13 protein-coding genes and 1 rRNA gene are annotated in these 18,880 nt (G+C 36.1%); 10 read left to right on the forward strand and 4 right to left on the reverse strand.

Annotated elements, in window-relative coordinates:
- Positions 1-96 precede the first annotated feature (96 nt).
- Positions 97-1,857, forward strand: a complete 1,761-nt coding sequence (locus LV89_RS08940) for an ABC transporter ATP-binding protein (RefSeq protein WP_109742538.1) — start codon at positions 97-99, stop codon at positions 1,855-1,857.
- A gap of 367 nt (positions 1,858-2,224) precedes the next feature.
- Positions 2,225-3,280, forward strand: a complete 1,056-nt coding sequence (locus LV89_RS08945; protein WP_109742539.1) for a glycoside hydrolase family 43 protein — start codon at positions 2,225-2,227, stop codon at positions 3,278-3,280.
- Positions 3,281-3,323: 43 nt separating this feature from the next.
- On the opposite strand, the gene LV89_RS08950 is transcribed toward LV89_RS08945, so the two are convergent.
- Positions 3,324-3,998 carry a hypothetical protein gene (locus LV89_RS08950; RefSeq protein ID WP_109742540.1) on the reverse strand — a complete coding sequence of 225 codons (675 nt, stop codon included), beginning with the start codon at positions 3,996-3,998 and terminating at the stop codon, positions 3,324-3,326.
- A gap of 165 nt (positions 3,999-4,163) precedes the next feature.
- Between LV89_RS08950 and LV89_RS08955 the strand changes: the two genes are divergently transcribed.
- Positions 4,164-5,324, forward strand: a complete 1,161-nt coding sequence (locus LV89_RS08955; protein ID WP_109742541.1) for an MFS transporter — start codon at positions 4,164-4,166, stop codon at positions 5,322-5,324.
- Here LV89_RS08955 and LV89_RS08960 read toward each other — a convergent pair.
- From LV89_RS08960 to LV89_RS08970, 3 genes are read right to left on the reverse strand one after another with little or no spacing between them, the layout of a single operon-like run.
- The gene (locus LV89_RS08960; protein WP_109742542.1) at positions 5,321-5,983 is read right to left on the reverse strand and encodes a DUF2490 domain-containing protein; all 663 of its coding nucleotides are present in this window, start codon (positions 5,981-5,983) and stop codon (positions 5,321-5,323) included. The genes LV89_RS08955 and LV89_RS08960 overlap by 4 nt on opposite strands.
- Positions 5,984-5,987: 4 nt before the next feature.
- Positions 5,988-6,590, reverse strand: coding sequence for a DUF4956 domain-containing protein (locus tag LV89_RS08965; RefSeq protein WP_109742543.1), 603 nt, complete (start codon positions 6,588-6,590; stop codon positions 5,988-5,990).
- Positions 6,550-7,374, reverse strand: a complete 825-nt coding sequence (locus LV89_RS08970; RefSeq protein ID WP_109742544.1) for a polyphosphate polymerase domain-containing protein — start codon at positions 7,372-7,374, stop codon at positions 6,550-6,552. The genes LV89_RS08965 and LV89_RS08970 overlap by 41 nt, the downstream gene beginning before the upstream one ends.
- A gap of 365 nt (positions 7,375-7,739) precedes the next feature.
- On the opposite strand from LV89_RS08970, the gene LV89_RS08975 reads away from it, so the two are divergent.
- The 7 genes from LV89_RS08975 to LV89_RS09010 all read left to right on the forward strand — a co-directional run.
- Positions 7,740-8,195, forward strand: coding sequence for a hypothetical protein (locus tag LV89_RS08975; RefSeq protein WP_109742545.1), 456 nt, complete (start codon positions 7,740-7,742; stop codon positions 8,193-8,195).
- A 613-nt stretch (positions 8,196-8,808) separates the two neighbouring features.
- Positions 8,809-10,701, forward strand: a complete 1,893-nt coding sequence (locus tag LV89_RS08980; RefSeq protein WP_109742561.1) for a YgiQ family radical SAM protein — start codon at positions 8,809-8,811, stop codon at positions 10,699-10,701.
- Positions 10,702-10,943: 242 nt separating this feature from the next.
- Positions 10,944-11,681 carry a lysophospholipid acyltransferase family protein gene (locus LV89_RS08985; protein WP_109742546.1) on the forward strand — a complete coding sequence of 246 codons (738 nt, stop codon included), beginning with the start codon at positions 10,944-10,946 and terminating at the stop codon, positions 11,679-11,681.
- A gap of 763 nt (positions 11,682-12,444) precedes the next feature.
- Positions 12,445-15,300: a PQQ-dependent sugar dehydrogenase gene (locus LV89_RS08995; RefSeq protein WP_109742548.1), complete on the forward strand. Its 2,856-nt coding sequence runs from the start codon at positions 12,445-12,447 to the stop codon at positions 15,298-15,300.
- 158 nt (positions 15,301-15,458) lie between these two features.
- Positions 15,459-16,475 (forward strand): sugar phosphate isomerase/epimerase family protein, encoded by a 1,017-nt coding sequence (locus LV89_RS09000; RefSeq protein ID WP_109742549.1) that lies wholly within the window; start codon positions 15,459-15,461, stop codon positions 16,473-16,475.
- A gap of 255 nt (positions 16,476-16,730) precedes the next feature.
- Positions 16,731-18,320, forward strand: coding sequence for a hydrolase (locus LV89_RS09005; protein WP_109742550.1), 1,590 nt, complete (start codon positions 16,731-16,733; stop codon positions 18,318-18,320).
- A 446-nt stretch (positions 18,321-18,766) separates the two neighbouring features.
- Positions 18,767-18,880: ribosomal RNA gene (locus LV89_RS09010) — 16S ribosomal RNA — on the forward strand; the annotation flags it as partial.

Here is an 18,880-nt window from a genome sequence, read left to right on the forward strand (position 1 = left end):
TTTAGGTGATAAGTCGTATGTAATAAATTATTTTAGTTTATTATATACGGCTTAATGCTTATGACATAAACGAACCATTTACGAATAAAATCCCCGATGAAAATACTATTACGTTATTTGAAAAAACACCAAGCAACCGTGCTTGGAGCATTATTTTTAGCTGCAATCAATCAAATTTTCTCTCTTCTTGACCCTTATATTTTTCGTAAAATTATTGACGATGTAGCCAATGTCTATCGTGCTGATACGCATACAGTTGAAGACTTTTTACGTGCCATTATTCCATTGACTTTAGCGTCAATTGGTGTGGCTTTTGTGAGTCGGGTAGCCAAAAATTTTCAAGATTATTTTATCAATACCGTTACCCAAAAAGTAGGAGCTCAAATCTACGCAGACGGTATCAGTCATTCTTTGGAATTACCTTACGAATCTTTTGAAGACCAACGTTCTGGCGAGACTTTAGGAAAATTACAAAAAGTACGTACCGACGTTGAGAAAATTATCACCGTAGGAATTAACATTCTTTTCCAATCAGTAATTGCTTTGATTTTCATTTCGGTGTATGCGTATTCTGTTCACTGGATGATTGTGCCTTTGTTTTTGATAACGGGACCACTCATTGCGTGGATTAGTTCGGTTTTGAGTAAGAAAATCAAAACCATTCAGATTCAAATTGTGAAGGAATCAACAGGTTTGGCGGGTTCTACTACGGAATCTTTACGCAATATTGAATTGGTAAAATCGTTGGGTTTGGCAAAACAAGAAATCGCTCAGTTGAACGCCACGACTCAGAAAATCTTGAAATTAGAATTGAAAAAAGTGCGTTACGTGCGTTCCATGTCGTTTGTACAAGGAACAGTCGTAAACTTCTTACGTGCCATGATGGTCTTGGTTTTGATTTATTTGATTTACGAAAACAAAATTACACTCGGACAATTCTATTCACTTAATATTTATTCGTTCTTCTTGTTTGGCCCACTTCAAGAAATTGGTAATGTGGTAAATACTTACCGTGAAGCGGAGGTTTCATTACAAAATTTTGAGGATATTTTCAAGATTCCTGTGGAAGTAAAACCCGCTAATCCATATCCTGTCATTAGTATTGATTCGCTTGAATTTCAAGACGTTAAATTCAAACATCAATCGGCGAATAAAGATGCTTTGCGTAAAATTACCTTCAAGGCAACGCAGGGAGAAACGATTGCTTTTGTTGGGCCATCGGGTTCTGGGAAATCTACTTTGGTGAAATTATTGGTCGGATTGTATCGCCCGAAAGAAGGAAAAATTTTGTACAATGGTCATAATTATGATGAAATTGATTTCGACCAACTTCGTGAACGCATCGGTTTTGTAACGCAAGACACGCAGTTATTTTCGGGAACAATTCGTGAAAATTTATTATTCGTAAATCCTTTGGCGACTGACGAACAGTGTTTGGACGTATTAAGAAAAGCCGCTTGTCATACCCTTTTAGACCGTGCCGAAAACGGTTTAGATACCATTATCGGAGAAGGTGGCGTGAAGGTTTCGGGAGGAGAAAAACAACGTTTGAGTATCGCCAGAGCATTATTACGTAATCCAAACTTATTAGTTTTTGACGAAGCAACCTCTTCTTTAGATTCACTAACAGAAGAAGAAATCTCTGAAACCATCCGTGAAGTTTCGGAAGGCACAACGCATTTAACCATCGTAATTGCCCACCGTCTCAGTACCATCATGCACGCCACCAATATTTTCGTGTTAGAAAAAGGAAAAATTGTAGAAAACGGCTCGCATGATGAATTATTGGAAAATAAAGGTTTGTATTATGCCATGTGGAGACAGCAGGTTGGCGAGAAGGATTTAATCGAAGAATAAATAATGGTAGAGACGTTGCCTGCAACGTCTTGCCTGTCTTACCTGCAATGTCTTGCCTGTCTTACCTGCAACGTCTTGCCTGTCTTACCTGCAACGTCTTGCCTGTCTTGCCTGCAACGTCTTTTTATCAACGTAAATGTACCACCAGATAAATATTGCCTTCAACGTTTAATCAGATTATTTAATAACTTATTATGAAAATTGTTGCCTGTAATGTCTTAAACCTAAGAGGTTATCTTAAACTTAAGAGGTTATCTTAAACTTAAGAGGTTATCTTAAACCTAAGACGTTATCTTAAACCTAAGAGGTTATCTTAAACTTAAGAGGTTATCTTAAACCTAAGACGTTGCAGGCAACGTCTCTACTTATGAAAAAAATACTTTTTATTTTGGGAATACTGTGCGTTTCCCTTTCTTTCAATTATGGACAAACGTCTTCAACGAACGTTTTTACAAACCCACTTTTACCTTCTGGAGCTGACCCTTACAGTTTTTACAAAGATGGGTATTATTATTATACGCACACCTTACAGAATAGTTTGACCATTTGGAAAACCAAAAACTTGTCTGACCTCAAAATGGCTCAATCTAAAGTAATTTGGACACCACCAAAAGGAACTTCGTATTCCAAAGAACTATGGGCTCCCGAAGTACATTTTATTCAAGGAAAATGGTATATGTATTTTGCGGGAGATGATGGAGATAATAATCACCACAGAATGTATGTGTTGGAATGTACCACCAACGACCCAATGACTGGCGAGTGGGTTTTTAAAGGAAAAGTAGCCGATGCTAAAAACGACAAATGGGCAATTGACGGCGATGTTTTTGAACACGGAGGAAAATTGTATATGATTTGGTCGGGTTGGGAAGGTGATAAAAACGGTCAGCAAAATATTTACATTGCTCGTATGAAAAACCCTTGGACTATTGAAAGCGAGCGTTCAAAAATATCAGGTTCAGACTTTGATTGGGAGAAACACGGAGATATTAAAGGCGACCCAAATTTGCCTCATGTAAACGTAAATGAAGGTCCTCAGATATTAAAAAACGGCAAAAAAGTATTTGTTATTTATTCCGCAAGTGGTTGTTGGACAGATTTTTATGCTTTGGGTTTATTAACTGCCGACGCTAATGCAGATTTGTTAAACCCTGCAAGTTGGAAGAAATCTCCAGAGCCTGTATTTAAGCAATCTATTGAAAATGGTGTTTTTGCCCCCGGGCATAATTCATTCTTCAAATCACCAAACGGAAAAGAAGATTGGATTTTATATCATGCCAATTCAAAAGCTGGACAAGGTTGCGGAGGTTTCCGTTCGCCAAGAATGCAAAAGTTTACATGGAATGCCGACGGAACACCCAATTTTGGGATTCCTGTCAAAGAAAATGTAGAAATGGCAGTGCCTTCTTCAAGTAAAAAGTAAAATTTAATGCCGTCAGAACTCAAATCCTGACGGCGTTATAACATCAATCTGTTTTCAGTACAAAATCCCGATAAATTCTTCCAAAATTTAGGTTTATGCCAAAGGTATAATACAAACCGCTATACTGATTTTGAAACATGGATTGCCCCATGATAAACCTTTCTCCACCTTGCAAGTGAACTCCAAACCAACGAGTAACATTTATAATGGTAGAAATTCCTGCTTGCATTGGATAAACATTATCTGTGGTAAGCTTTAAGAGTTGTCCGTCGGCATCATAAATGCCATTAGAACCTTCTCCAACGCCAATTTCAATGGGAATATCTATCTTAAAAATCTTTCCATTATAAATTGTTCGAGTATATCCCAAACTCAAAAACCAAAGAGAAACTTCACCGTTGACTTGTTTAGGTGGCACTAATGGGGCTGCTTGCCGTTGATTCTGAGCCTTGAATTTCTGTTTGGAGGAATCCGTAAGTGTATAATATCCAAGCGAATACAAATGTTTGTCTTTGAATTTTAGTCCTGCATAAGCACCATAAATGGTAATGGGAGAGTTTTTTACTAATGTTTGCCTAAAATCTGCATTGATGACAAAATTTAGTTTTTGCCTAAAAATCTTTTTTTCGGGTTCTTGCAAAGAATCCGCTTGCCCAAAAATAGTATTGGTAATTAGTACAAAAAAGATGAAAGTGAGTTTTTGTAAATATAGATTCATGCTGTGAGTTTTTAGAAAATACAATAAAAGTCAAATCTATATTGTTTGGGAAACCTAAAATAGAGCATTTTGTCTTTTTATAAGCCTATAAATATACAAAATGACTTATTTTTCCAACTAAGTGATAACTTCGTAACAAAGACTTCTGAAACAAAACACGCCACGATGAAACGAATATTGCCCGTTATTGTCCTTTCTCAGTTTTGCTGCACGTCGCTTTGGTTTGCAGGAAATGCTATTTTGCCAGATTTGACCAAACATTTTAATATTGATGCCAATAATCTCGCTCATTTAGTAAGTGCGGTTCAGTTTGGTTTTATTTCGGGAACTTTCCTTTTTGCTTTGTCTGGACTTGTGGATAGATTTGTGGCTACTCGTATATTTTTTGTTTGCTCTATTTTGGCGGCTTTCTGTAATATTAGCGTAGTGATGGTGCATACAACTGAAAGCATTTTGCTGATTTCTCGATTTTTAACAGGTTTTTTCTTAGCAGGAATTTATCCCGTAGGTATGAAAATCGCTTCAGACCATTATCAAAAAGGTTTAGGAAAATCTTTGGGATTATTGGTTGGTGCTTTGGTTTTGGGGACTGCTTTCCCTCATTTTCTGAAAGGATTTAATACTAATTATTCGTGGGAATTTGTGCTTTGGGCAACTGCTGGGCTTTCGGTTTTGGGTGGTTCTATGATGGTACTTTTAGTGCCACAGGGGCAGTATTCAACGGTTGCGAAGAAAATAGATTTTCGAGCCATTACCACAGGTTTCAAAATTCATAATTTCCGAAGTCCAGCCTTAGGATATTTTGGACACATGTGGGAATTATACACTTTTTGGGCGTTTTTGCCCGCATTGATTTTATCCTACAAAACCCAACATCATCTCACAGATATTAATGTATCTCAGTGGGCTTTTGTCATTATTGCTTCTGGGTCAATTGCTTGCGTTGTTGGTGGTTATCTTTCCGAATATTTTGGCACTAAAAAAGTAGCGGTTTTTGCTCTTAGTCTTTCTTGTTTTTGTTGCCTGATTTCCCCAATTATGCTGATGTATGCTTCTGTGCCTGTGCTGTTTGGTTTCTTGTTATTTTGGGGAATGGTCGTGATTGCCGATTCTCCGCTATTTTCAACTTTGGTGGCTCAAAATGCCCCCATTGAATCAAAAGGTACATTATTGACCATTACCAATAGCATTGGTTTTTCCTTGACGATTCTCAGTATCCAAATAATAGGGATTTTATCTAATGTCATAAACCCCCATTATTTGTACATATTTTTGGCAATTGGACCCATTTTAGGAATAGCGATGCTTCTGAAAAAAGCGTCCTAAAACTTGAATTTATAGCCCAAGCCAATAATCGCTCCCGACGATTCCGTTCCTACTAAATCTATGTTAGAAAACACAGAAACATCAATAGCGTGGTGTTTGGCAAATTTATATGAAATACCTGCTTTGGGACGTATTTGGTCAACTTTTGCCCCAATTTCATAAAATAAATCGGCAGAAACGTAAGGCGTAAATTTTGATTTATTCGGATACGATATTTCTAATTTGTTTCGCAAATAACTGGCATCAAAATCGGTTTCTCCATCATTATCTTTAAACTGACTTTGATAACGCAATCGGTTTTCAAATTTCAAGAATTTTACTTTTCGTTCGTAAGATAAATCTGCATAAAAGCGGTCACGGTGTTTAAATTCCTTTGTTTCATTTTTTCGACGTTCTATGTAGCGATAATATCCCGAAATTTCCCAATTTTTATGAATTTTGTAGGATAGCCCAACTTCTCCCAAATACGTTTGTGTATAAGAAATATTATCAACCATTCGGGCTTGACCGTACAATGAAACGGCAAACTTTTTGCCTATTTTTTTTTCTATACTGATACTATTCCAAAGCCCTAAACCTTCATTTTGAGCATGAGTTTGATTGAAAATGAGTGCCAAGAATAGGAGAATTATTAAAGAGCGATATTGTGATATTTTCATTTTTTTATTCGTAATAATACATGATGATTTGTACGGAGTCTTTCAAAAAATCATAGTCTTGAATTTCCACTCGATGAATATTCAATCCTGTTCTTGCACTCAAATCCTCTATTAAAAGTGGTCTATTGACAGGACTAATCAGCCCAATTTTGTCATAAACAGCCACTTTGGTATGCTCTTTTTTAATGAGCCAACTTCCTTCCAATAAAGCAGTTATCAATAATAAAATGGTAGTGATAAATACTAATTCTTGCCAAGAATCTTTACTGATGGCAGAAATCAAACCGATAGCAATAACCATAAAAAGATAGGTCATGTCTTTGGTAGAAATTCCTTCGGTGCGGTAACGTAGCATCGAAAAAACGGCAAATAATCCAAAAGCCGCACCCATGCTCATTTCCACTTTATTGAGTAGATATGTGAGCAAAAATATGATTACGTTGAAGCCAAAAAATGTAAGAAAATGGTCTGTTCTACGATAGTGTCTGTAATAAATAATTCTGATTAAGATAAAAACAGCAATAAAATCAAATGAAAACTGGGTCAGAAATTGCGTTAACGAAGCACTAAACCATTGAATATTTAGAAGAATTGGATGTTGAAGCATTATTGATTGCAAATAAGTCATATTGGTTAATTGTCTTTTGTAAATGTAAGTATTTGGTTTTGAATCGATTATATTTGATAGTAGGTTGAGTGCTGATAACTCCTAAGCAGTATTTGCTTATTGAGCCTTCTCTGAGATGATATTTTCTGAAAATATCAATGATGGGTGATGCTCCCAATTGTTCTTGTTTTACCTCTGCAATGGCAATTTTTGGAAAATTAACTTCTTGATTATTCCCCTGAAATTGTAAATTAATGTCTATCGTCAAACGTTCTGGACTGGTTCTGTTCACTAAGGTCATTCGGCGATAATTTACGCCTAAATTTTCTTGAATATCAAAAGGACGATAAGGACTTGTTTTTTCTAAAAACTGAGACATTTGCGGACTAAAAACGTCATTTGGAGTGCCTTCAATGCGTTTTTTGATGGTTCTGCCTTTGTTATTTTTATGCTTAATTTCCAAAAATGATAAGGACGAATTGAGATAGGTTCTAAACCTAATTTTATATCGACTGCCTCTTCCAGACTGATGATGATGGTATAAATCTAAATCCTGAGTATCAAAATATTTACTTTCATAGGCAGATAAACGTTCTCCTTTTACTTCTAATATTCGATAGAGCGGAAGGGCTTCTTCCAAAATCAAAGGGAGCAAATGAATTGGAATAATATATTTTACATCAACCCGATTCATCAAACTGACACCATCCATTTGCATGAGGTCAATTTTTTCAAATTGAGTGGTAATATCTTTTATTTGGTTTATATAAAATGTTGGATTCATATAAAACTATAATTGCTTGATTTTGAGTTAATAATAAATAGGAATTAGGGTTTAGTCGTTAGGTATTAGTGCTGGAATTTGCTACTAATATAAGCTATTGTTTTCTGATTAATTTACTCATTCGTTTTCTGGCAAATCGCTTCTCGCTTGATGTAGGTGCTGATTAGAAATACACAACTTGACGCATAACTATTGCCCCAACGTTTAAAAGCTATCTATTTTTTATTACAACTATCTATTATTGGTCGCAAATAGGTAAATAACCGATGACTCAATTGCTGTAAAACATCTTTTGAAAAATCTTAAAAAAGTTAGATATTTACCAAAAATCTAATTAGAATTTTCCTTCCAAAATCATTACTGTCATGAAAAAAGCTATTTACTGCTTTATTATTTGTACGTTTTTATTGATACAACAATCGGTTGCACAGTCGCCTGTTTCATTTCCTGATGGAATCATCGTAGGAAATTCAACAGTGGCTATTCCTTCGGGAAGTACCTATAAATTGGCAGTAAGCGGTGGCATTATTACTGAAAAAGTACGTGTAGCAACCAATGGAACAGCTTTTTGGGCTGATTATGTTTTTGAACCAGCCTATAAACTTCGTCCATTAAAAGAAGTGGAAACTTTCATCAAAGAAAACAAACATTTACCAGAAATTCCTTCAACGGCGGAGGTTTCGCAAAATGGCATCGACCTTGCTCAAACTCAGGCATTGTTACTTCAAAAAGTAGAAGAATTGACCCTTTATGTAATTGACCAAAATAAGAAAATTGAGAAATTAGAAAGAAAAGTTCGTGTGCTTAGTCGCAAGAAATAAGTTGATATAACTTTCTAAAATAGCCTAAATACAAAAGCCAAGTTTGCCATAAAAGGTAATCTTGGCTTTTATTTTTTTCAATAGACTTCTTGCGAAAGTGTTTTATGATTGAAAAATGATATATTTTCGAGTGAAAATAGCGAGAATTTTGAAAGCATAGCAGAGCTACGGTTGAAAAATTTTCGCTATTTGTAGCCGAAAAGATATTGTTTTACGACTTAAAACACTTTCGCAAGAAGTCTAATATCCAATTTATAACTTATTGAAAACCATAAACATAAATGAAGTGTTATCTCTATTCCTGTGGTGAAAGACAATTGAAAGTGATAGAATTAAAATCAATTTATTACGGAATTATCTACCATTTGGCGGACTCTTTTAAGGTTACACTTCTCCGAAGTGGGTACGAGAATTTTCACTATATTCTACAAAGGTTGAACCTCTCCGAGGTATAAATCGACACAATTTCGGAGAAATTCAACCTTTGTAGCACAAGAATAGCCTCGAATTACGGGCTTCGGAGAAGCCTAACCTTAATTCCGCCAAATAGTAGATAATTCCGATTTATTAAAAATCAACAGGTTATATCGCTTAATTTTGTATTATGATTACGATAAGAGAAAGACCAATCAGCCATTGGTTGCCAATTACGAAGAAAGAAGTTGAACAGCGGGGCTGGGAACAATTAGATGTAATATTGATTTCGGGAGATGCCTACGTGGACCACCCTGCTTTTGGTGCGGCCGTTATTGGGCGTATCATCGAGAGCGAGGGTTTTAGAATTGGTATTATTCCGCAACCAAATTGGCGTGATGACCTCCGTGATTTTAAAAAAATGGGTACTCCCAAATATTTCTTCGGAGTAACGGCGGGTTGTATGGATTCTATGGTGAATCATTATACTGCCAATAAAAGATTGCGTTCAAATGATAGTTATACACCGGGAGGCGAAGCGGGTTTCAGACCTGACTATGCCACAACGGTTTATACTCAAATTCTCAAAAAGATTTACCCAGACGTTCCTGTTTTGATTGGTGGAATCGAGGCTTCATTGCGTCGAGTAACTCATTATGATTATTGGAAAGATAAATTATTTCCTACCATTTTGGAAGATGCAGGGGCGGATATGCTCGTGTACGGCATGGGCGAACAACCTTTGAGAGATATTTTGAGGTTAGTAAAAAGTGGCGTGCCTTTAAATGAAATTCGTGATGTAAAACAAATTGCTTATTTGGAAGATAAACCCGTTCTGCCTCATGATACTTGGGAAACGATTGAATTGGCAAGTCACGAAGTTTGTTTGGAAGATAAAATTAAATACGCTTCCAACTTCAAAATTGTAGAAGTAGAATCTAACAAATGGCAAGCAAACCGTATTGTTCAGAAAGTCGGGAAAAAGACTTTGGTCATAAATCCGCCTTTCAAAACGATGGACGAAGAGGAAATGGATAAATCATTTGATTTACCTTATACTCGTTTGCCGCACCCCAAATACAAAAATCGTGGAGCAATTCCTGCTTACGAAATGATTAAATTCTCTGTCAATATGCACAGAGGTTGTTTTGGAGGTTGTAGTTTCTGTACGATTTCGGCTCATCAAGGAAAATTTGTGGCTTCTCGTTCCGAAGAATCCATCATGAAAGAAGTAAAACAAATTGCTGAACACCCAGAATTTAAAGGCTATCTTTCAGATTTGGGAGGCCCTTCTGCCAATATGTACCGCATGAAAGGCAAGGACGAATCTATTTGTGCAAGATGCCAAGCTCCAAGTTGTATCAATCCTGTTATTTGCTCAAATTTAGATACTTCGCATAAACCTCTGACCGAGATTTACCGCAAAGTAGATGCTTTACCAGAAATCAAAAAAGCCTTTGTAGGTTCTGGAGTAAGATATGACCTTTTGGTTGATGATTTCAATAAGAACAATACCGACGGAAATCATGATGAATATATGGAACAATTAATTACTCGCCACGTGTCGGGTAGATTGAAAGTAGCTCCAGAACATACTTCTGATGCTACGCTAAAAGTGATGCGTAAACCGGGATTTAAGTATTTCAGAAAATTCAAGGAGAAATATGATAAAATTCAAGATAAGCACGGTTTAAATCAGCCTTTGATTCCGTATTTTATAAGTTCTCACCCAGGTTGTGAAGAACAAGATATGGCAAATTTAGCAGCCGAAACCAAAGATTTAGGTTTTAGATTAGAACAAGTACAGGATTTTACGCCAACTCCCATGACCGTTGCGGAGGTGATTTATTACACAGGTGTACATCCATATACTTTGCAACCTGTTTATACTGCCAAAACAAAAGAAGAAAAGCAAAATCAAAATAACTATTTCTTCTGGTACAAAAATGAATTTAAAAGTTGGATTAGACAGCGTTTACAAAAACTAAAACGCCCTGATTTAGCCCAACAGTTATTAGGAGACGTAAATCCAAATCCGAAAAAGAAAGAAGGACCAAGAAAGGATTATACAACCTATAAACGCAAATGGTAATTTTTAGTAGAGACGTTGCCTGCAACGTCTTTTTTTATATACCTGCAACGTCTTTTTTATATACCTGCAAGGTCTTTTTTATATACCTGCAAGGTCTTTTTATGGTGTATAAACAATTGTTATCCTTTTAACAAAGACGTTGCAGGCAACGTCTCTACATTAAAATCACAAAATTCCTTGTAATTTTGTGTCCTCAAAATTTATCATCAACAAAATTGCTTTAAACCGCATCTTCAATAGTCATGAGAAAAGCATTCGATTTTTTCCTCAGTAGTATATATTTAGTGTATTTCCTTCTGATTCTGTTCATATTTCACCCAATACAAATTATTTGCTTTGAGCTTTTTGGTCAGCGTGTTCACCAAAAATCGGTTCATTGGCTAAACTTCTTTTTACTCAACGGAGCAAGAATTGTAGGGACTCGGCTTTCATTTATCCAAAAAGCACCATTACCAACCGACAAACCAATCATTTTCATTGCCAATCACCAAAGTATGTTTGATATTATTGGCATGATTTGGTATTTACGTAAACATTTTCCTGTTTTTGTTTCCAAGATAGAATTGGCAAAAGGTATTCCTTCTATTTCGTATAATTTACAAAAAAGCGGAGCGGCTTTAATCGACCGAGAAGACGGAAAACAAGCCGTAGTAGAAATTGCCAAATTGGCTAAAATGATTGAGCAAACAAACTTCTCCGCTTGTATTTTTCCAGAAGGCACACGCTCACGCACAGGAGTATTAAAACCCTTTTCAGTTGGCGGTGTGGCAGTTTTGATGAAAAAAGCTCCCAACGCTTTAGTTGTTCCTGTTGCCATTGAAAATGTAAACAAAATGAATCCAAAAGGTTTTTTTCCCCTCAAAAGTTTTCAACATTTAAAATGGACAGCCCTTACACCAATTGACAGAAATAATAAAACCGCAGAAGAAGTTGTAGAAGAAGCAAGAATGAGTATTTCAAAAGTTGTAGAGAATAATTAAATTGATTAGACTTCCTGCGAAAGTGTTTTATGATTGAAAAATGGTATATTTTCGAGTGAAAATAGCGGGAATTTTGAAAGCATAGCTACGGTTGAAAAATTTTCGCTATTTGTAGCCGAAAAGATGTTGTTTTACGACTTAAAACACTTTCGCAGGAAGTCTATTATTTATCTCTAAGCTTTTTACAATCTAATACCTTCTTTCAATTTATTGATTTTTACAAACCATAAGAATAGATATAATTTTACCAAAATAGTTTGAATATTTTTTTAAATTAGGTAATTCTACGCTAAAACCGAAAAAAAATACTTCATAACTTTGTGTTTTACAAAACCTATAAATTAAACACCTTTATGCAAAATTTTGGAATCAAGTACAATAACGAAATAATTAGAGTTTTTCGTTACGAAAAGACAGCACTTAGATATAAAAATAATATGGACATACCTGTAAAAATTGTCTCTACTGATATGGAACTTACTGAGTTCCCAAAAGATAGTCCATATTATGAGAAAGAAATAGACCCTTCTCAGGGGATTCTTTAAAATATATCTTATCATTATTTACTGCTTCAATACCAATCGGTGACTTTTGTTCCCCACTGCTTTTTCATTCCCTTTATTTTCGGTTATATCGTCCCTTAAAAAGGGCGATAAATCGAATTAATATTCCTAATTGTCGAAAGTTTGATAGTTTTCTAAGTTTTTTTTGCACTTTTACTTTCTTATAAAATCAATCCCAATTATTACCAACCTTTCAAATGATGAAAAATTTACTATTACTTTCTGAAAACTTCCGAAAGTCTAAACAGACGCTTGCTAAGTTTTCAGCTTTTCTTTTCTGTCTAACAATCACCAATCTTTCTTTTGCTCAAAATACCCCCGAAGAAAACCGCTTTACAAAAGTAGTTTTAGGCGATAAATTGGACGAACCAATGGAAATGACCTTGCTAAAAGATGGTCGTGTTCTATTTGTAGAACGCAAAGGAGCGTTAAAGCAGTTTGACCCAAACACAGGAATTATCAAAACAATTGCGACGATTCCCGTAAATACAAAATATACCAATGCTAAAGGACAAAAGCGTGAAGCAGAAGAAGGTTTGATGGGTTTAATTCATGACCCAAATTTTGAAAAAAATCACTGGATTTATATGTATTATGCCGATACTGCTAAAACGCAACACGTTTTGGCTCGTTGGGAACTAAAAGGCGAAGAGTTAGTGACAAGTTCTAAAAAAATAGTTTTGGAAGTGCCAACTCAACGTGAAGAATGTTGCCACACAGGCGGAGGAATGGTTTTTGACAAATCTGGAAACTTGTACCTCACCGTTGGAAACAATACCTCAAATAGTGGTTCAGACGGTTATGCTAACCTTGATGAACGCAAAGGCTGGGAATATTGGGACGACCAACGTGGTGCAGGAAACACCAACAGCTTGACAGGTAAAATCTTGAGAATAACGCCCCAAACGGATGTTTCCCAAACGGATGCTTCATACACGATTCCCAAAGGAAATTTATACGAAACCTTACCAAATAATGGAGACGGTTTAGTGAAAAAAGAAATTTACACAATGGGACACCGTAACCCTTGGAGACCAACTATCGACAGTAAAACGGGTTATTTGTATTGGGGTGAAGTAGGGCCAGATGCCTCAGTTGATGGCGAGCAAGGACCAAGAGGTTATGATGAATTTAACCAAGCAAGAGGGGCTTCAAATTTCGGTTGGCCTTATTTTATCGGTAATAATAAAGTTTATACCGATTGGGATTTTGAAGCAAAAAAAGCTCGCCCAGATTCAAAATATGACCCATTGAATCCAATCAACGATTCTCCAAACAATACAGGTTTAAAGAATTTGCCTCCTGCTCAAAAAGCATTTATTTGGTATCCTTACGGTATTTCAGAGGATTTTCCATTGGTTGGAAGTTCAGGAAGAAGTGCTACGGGCGGGCCTGTTTTTCATAAATCAGATTTCCCGAATGGACAACGAGTTTTCCCTGATTATTACGAAGGAAAATGGTTAATCACAGATTTCATGCGTGGTTGGATTATGTCGGTTACGATGGACGAAAGCGGTAACTATAAATCAATGGAGCGTTTTATGCCAAGTACAGATTTTGGTAGTGCTATTGATATGGATTTTGCCCCCGATGGAGATTTGTACGTTTTGGAATATGGGTCGGCATGGTTCAAAGGAAATGACAACGCCAGACTCGTAAAAGTGGAATACAATGGCGGAAATCGTATGCCCAAAGTGGTGGCTTCTGCTGATAATTTAACAGGTGCTGCTCCCTTAAAAGTAAATTTTTCTTCAAAAGGAACAATGGATTATGATGGCGATAAATTAACGTATGTATGGGAAATAAAAAGTAAGGCAGGAAAACGTGTCCTTAAAACTGAAAACCCAAGTGTAACTTTCGACAAAGCAGGAACTTACGACGTTACTTTGACCGTAAAAGATAGCAAAGGAGAAACAAATAGTGAATCTCTGGAAGTAAAAGTGGGTAACGAATCGCCTGCGGTTGCTTTTAATATTAAGAAAGGAAACAAAACATTTTACTTCCCAAATAAACCAATTGAATACGAAGTAAGTGTTGCCGATAAAGAAGACGGAGATTTGAACAGCGGAAAAATCAAACCCGACCAAGTATCAGTAAGTATTGATTACTTGCCAGTTGGTTATGATAAAATTGAAGCATCTCAAAATCATCGTGGCGTTGACGCTTCTGCATTTGCTTCAATGGGCGAAAGAATGTTGAATAAAAACGACTGTAAATCTTGTCATATTATCGACACAAAATCGGTTGGACCAAGTTATCGTGATATTGCCACAAGATATAAAGGCGATGCAAAAGCAATTGAAAACCTTTCAAATAAAGTAATTGCTGGTGGCGGAGGCGTTTGGGGCGACCACAGAATGGCGGCTCACCCACAAATTTCACAAGCAGAAGCCAATATCATTGTTGAATATATTTTGAATATCAACGAACCCAAAACAGCGAAATCGTTACCAACGAAAGGAAATTATGATACCAAAATTCCAACAGGACAGAAAGAAAACGGGTCATATATTTTGCGTGCAGCTTATAAAGATAAAGGCACAAAGGTGATGAAATCCTTAGCAACAGAAGATTTAATCGTATTGAGAAATGCCAAATTGAATCCAGAAATTTCAGATAAATCAAAAGGAACACAATTGACCATTACACCAATGCGTTCATTCTCAATGGTTGGCAACAATGCTTACCTTGCTTATAATAATGTTGATTTAACAGATATTAGCGAAATTGAAATTGCGGGACAAGCACAAACCAGAGTTGGGGCATCGGGCGGAATTGTGGAAGTAAGATTGGATTCTCCAACGGGAACAATTATTGGAACAAGTGAAAAAATTGAACCACAAGAAGTAAGATTTGGACCTGCACCTGCTGCTCCTGCGGGTAGTGCCGCTCCAGCAGCACCACAACGCAGACCGCCAAGCAAATTCAAAATTGCCGTTCCTGCTAATGCTGGGCAGCACGATGTTTATTTTGTATTCAAGAACGAAAATGCTAAAGATTCGCAGATAATTATGTCAGTTTCTGCCATCGAATTTAAACCTATGGGGACAAATTAAATTTGACAAATTTAGTATTTTTATCCTAAAAGGATTTAGGTTTGCAAAATCATGTAGAATCGCTTGTTGATAACTTGTAAGTTAATTTATTCGCTTTTCGCTTGGTATAATATTACTTTAAGGTCATAACTATAAAACTTATCAATCAAGATTTTACAATGAAAAATGAAATTTCACGTCGTGGGTTTATGTCAATCATTCCTGCGGCTGCCGTTGGTGTATTATTGAGCAAGAACTCTATTTTTGCCAAAAATGCAAATGGACCAGAATTGGGAAAACCTAATTCAAAATTTGGTGGTGTACAAGTGGGCGTAATTACGTATTCATTTAGAAGTATGCCACATGATATTGACCAATTATTACAATTTTGTGTAGCTTCAAACATAAGTGCCATCGAAATGATGGGAGACCCTGCCGAAACTTTTGCAGGAAAACCAATCAATCCTATTAAAATGCCACCAATTCCACCAAAAGGCGGACAACCACAAAGACCTCCTTTGACGGATGAGCAAAAAAAGGAAATGGCTGATTATAATAGAAGAGTTGCTGAATGGAGAGCAACAGCTTCAATGGATAAATTTGTTGAGATTGGTAAAAAATTCAAAGAAGCTGGAATTACGATTTATGCTTTCAAACCAAATGCTTTTGGGGCAAATAATACGGATGCTGAAATCGAATATGGAATGAAAGCGGCTAAAGCATTAGGTGCAACTTCAGTAACCGTTGAAATTCCAACAGACACAAACCAAACCAAAAGATTAGGTGATTTTGGTTCAAAACACAAAGTTTATGTAGGTTATCATGCACATTTACAAGCAAATGATACACTTTGGGATACAGCCCTTGCTCAATCTCCATACAATTCATTAAATCTTGACTGTGGTCACTACATTGCGGTTGGTGGAAAAAATACAAAGGAATCTCTATTAGCTTTGATTGAAGCAAAACACGATAGAATTACGAGTATGCACATGAAAGACCGTACTGCTGATGGGAAAAATAATTTATCATGGGGACAAGGTGATACGCCAATCAAAGATATTTTGTTGTTGGTGAAAAACAAAAAATACCCAATTCCTGTAACTGTTGAATTAGAATATGACATTCCAGAAGGTTCAGACGCAGTAAAAGAAGTAGCCAAATGCGTTGAATATGCCAAGAAAATTTTAGTATAAAGTAATCATAAGCCTTATTAAAAGCCCTCAACTTTTAATAAGGCTTTTTTAATGACAAATATTCAGTCAATTCCCTTCAAAACACAAAAGCTTTCATTTGTATCTCAATGTTATTTTTAGAGAAAAATAATAACAAATCCTTAATAATCCCAATAATTAAAATTACGTTTATTGACAGATATTTGCATAAATATCCATAAATTCATCACTCATAAACGTTTTTGTAATTTTATTTCATCAAAACCAACCTAAATCATGTTTCACTTCTCTAAAATTAAACCTTCTTTTATTGCTCTTTTTACAATAGGAGCAATGTTAACGAGTTGCCACTCAGTTGACGAATTAGTACCAACAAATTCAAATCAAAATAAATCTGCCAAAATCCAAGCTATTTCTCTTACTGAAGGCTTTGAAGTAGGAGGGACAAGTCCAAAAACTGCTTACGATGTAGCTCCAACTGGCTCAAGTAGTGGAGATAATGTAACGCTTCAAGCAAAATCATGGAATTTATATGATGCTATAATAGGTAATTTAACGGCAGATGTAAAAGCAGGTTCATGGTCAGCACGTGTACGCAACACAGGAAAAATCTCAATGTTGTTCGACCAAACAACAGGTATCAGCACTGTAACAGTTAAGCACGCTACCTACGGAACAGACGGTGCCTCAACTTGGGGATTATGGTATTCTACAAATAGTGGTAGCACATGGACTCAGTCTGGCACAAATATCACCACAACTACCACCCTTCAAACAAAAACATTTACTTTAAATGTAACAGGAACAGTCCGTGTTGAAATTCGTAAAGCCTCAGGAGGTACAAACAGAATCAATATTGATGACATCACCATTAATGATAACGCTGGAGGTGGTGGCGGAATTACAGGTAAAAAATTCCTGTTTGATGCCACAAAATATGAAAATGCAGGTAGTGCAGATTGGTTGATAGATGCCGATGGAACAGTAAGCGTACCTTTATATACAGGAGGCACAACCGTAGAAAGCTCAGCACAAAGAATCCCAACACCTTCTTATACAGGCATTACGGCTTCAACACCTGAAACATATTGGAAAGGAGGAATGTCTGCTTGGGCAGTAGAATTAGTAAAAAAAGGTCATTTGGTAGAAACACTTCCAGCAGGTACAGCAATCACTTATGGAAATACATCAAATCCACAAGATTTAAGTAATTATGATGTTTATATGTTAATTGAACCAAACAGATTATTTACTGCTGCTGAGAAAACCGCAATAATGAATTTTGTAGCCAATGGAGGTGGCTTAATGATTGTTACAGACCATACCGCCGCCACCACAGCAGGAACTGATGCAAATGGATATAACCCATCAGATAGAGATGGAGACGGCTATGATTCTCCAAGAGTAATCAACGATTTAATGACAAACAATGGAATCAACAATAATAATCCTTTTGGTTTCACTGTGGACTTTGTTGACATTAGTGAAAAACCAACAACTAAAGTTTATACAGGAACAAATGCAAATGCTCAAAAAGTATTGAACGGTTTAGCAGGAACTGCATCAAAATTGGCATTTTATAATGGAGCAACCGCAACGCTAACACCTACGACTAATACAAATGTTCAAGGTTTATTTTGGAGAATGAGCGGAACAGTTGGAAATAATACACAAGTAATGGCATTACTATCAACTTATGGAACAGGGCGTATTGTATTTGTCGGAGATAGTTCTCCTTCAGACGATGGCACAGGTGATACCAACGATAACTTGTTTAACGGTTGGTCTGGAGATGTTCCATCAGGATATACCTCGCATCCAGCCCTACACTTGAATGCAGCTCTTTGGTTAGGAAAAGCACAATAAATATTTTCATACTTTCATTCAGTCACGGATATAGAGATATTCGTGACTTTTGTGTTATAATTATTTTGATATATTTTTTAATTATTTTTTCATAGGGGGAAATGATTGATTTTATGGGTTAATTTTTTATTATTTTTTATTTGGTGTAAATATTTGGTTTTCAGGTTTTTGTGTATTTTTTACAAATAATTTTCGGATATTTTTTCAAATATAATTTGTTGTTTTAAAATAAAAGGTGCAACTTTGCACTCCGAAACGACGGGGCGAGTATATAAAAAGGTTTATTTAGCCACATAGATTTTGACTGCTAGAGGTTAAAATTGTAAGAGTTCTTTGAGATATTGATAGGAAGAGAGAATATTAACTTTATTCAAAAACAGGAGTTGTAGTTATGTTTCTTTATTAAAAAGAGAGCATGAAAGAGCAACTTCATTTTATAGATATTTACAATGGAGAGTTTGATCCTGGCTCAGGATGAACGCTAGCGGCAGGCCTAATACATGCAAGTCGAACGGTGTAGCAATACATAGTGGCGCACGGGTGCGTAACACGTATGCAAC

Origin of the sequence: Arcicella aurantiaca, from assembly GCF_003148625.1 — a bacterium.
GTDB classification, from domain to species: Bacteria; Bacteroidota; Bacteroidia; order Cytophagales; family Spirosomataceae; genus Arcicella; species Arcicella aurantiaca.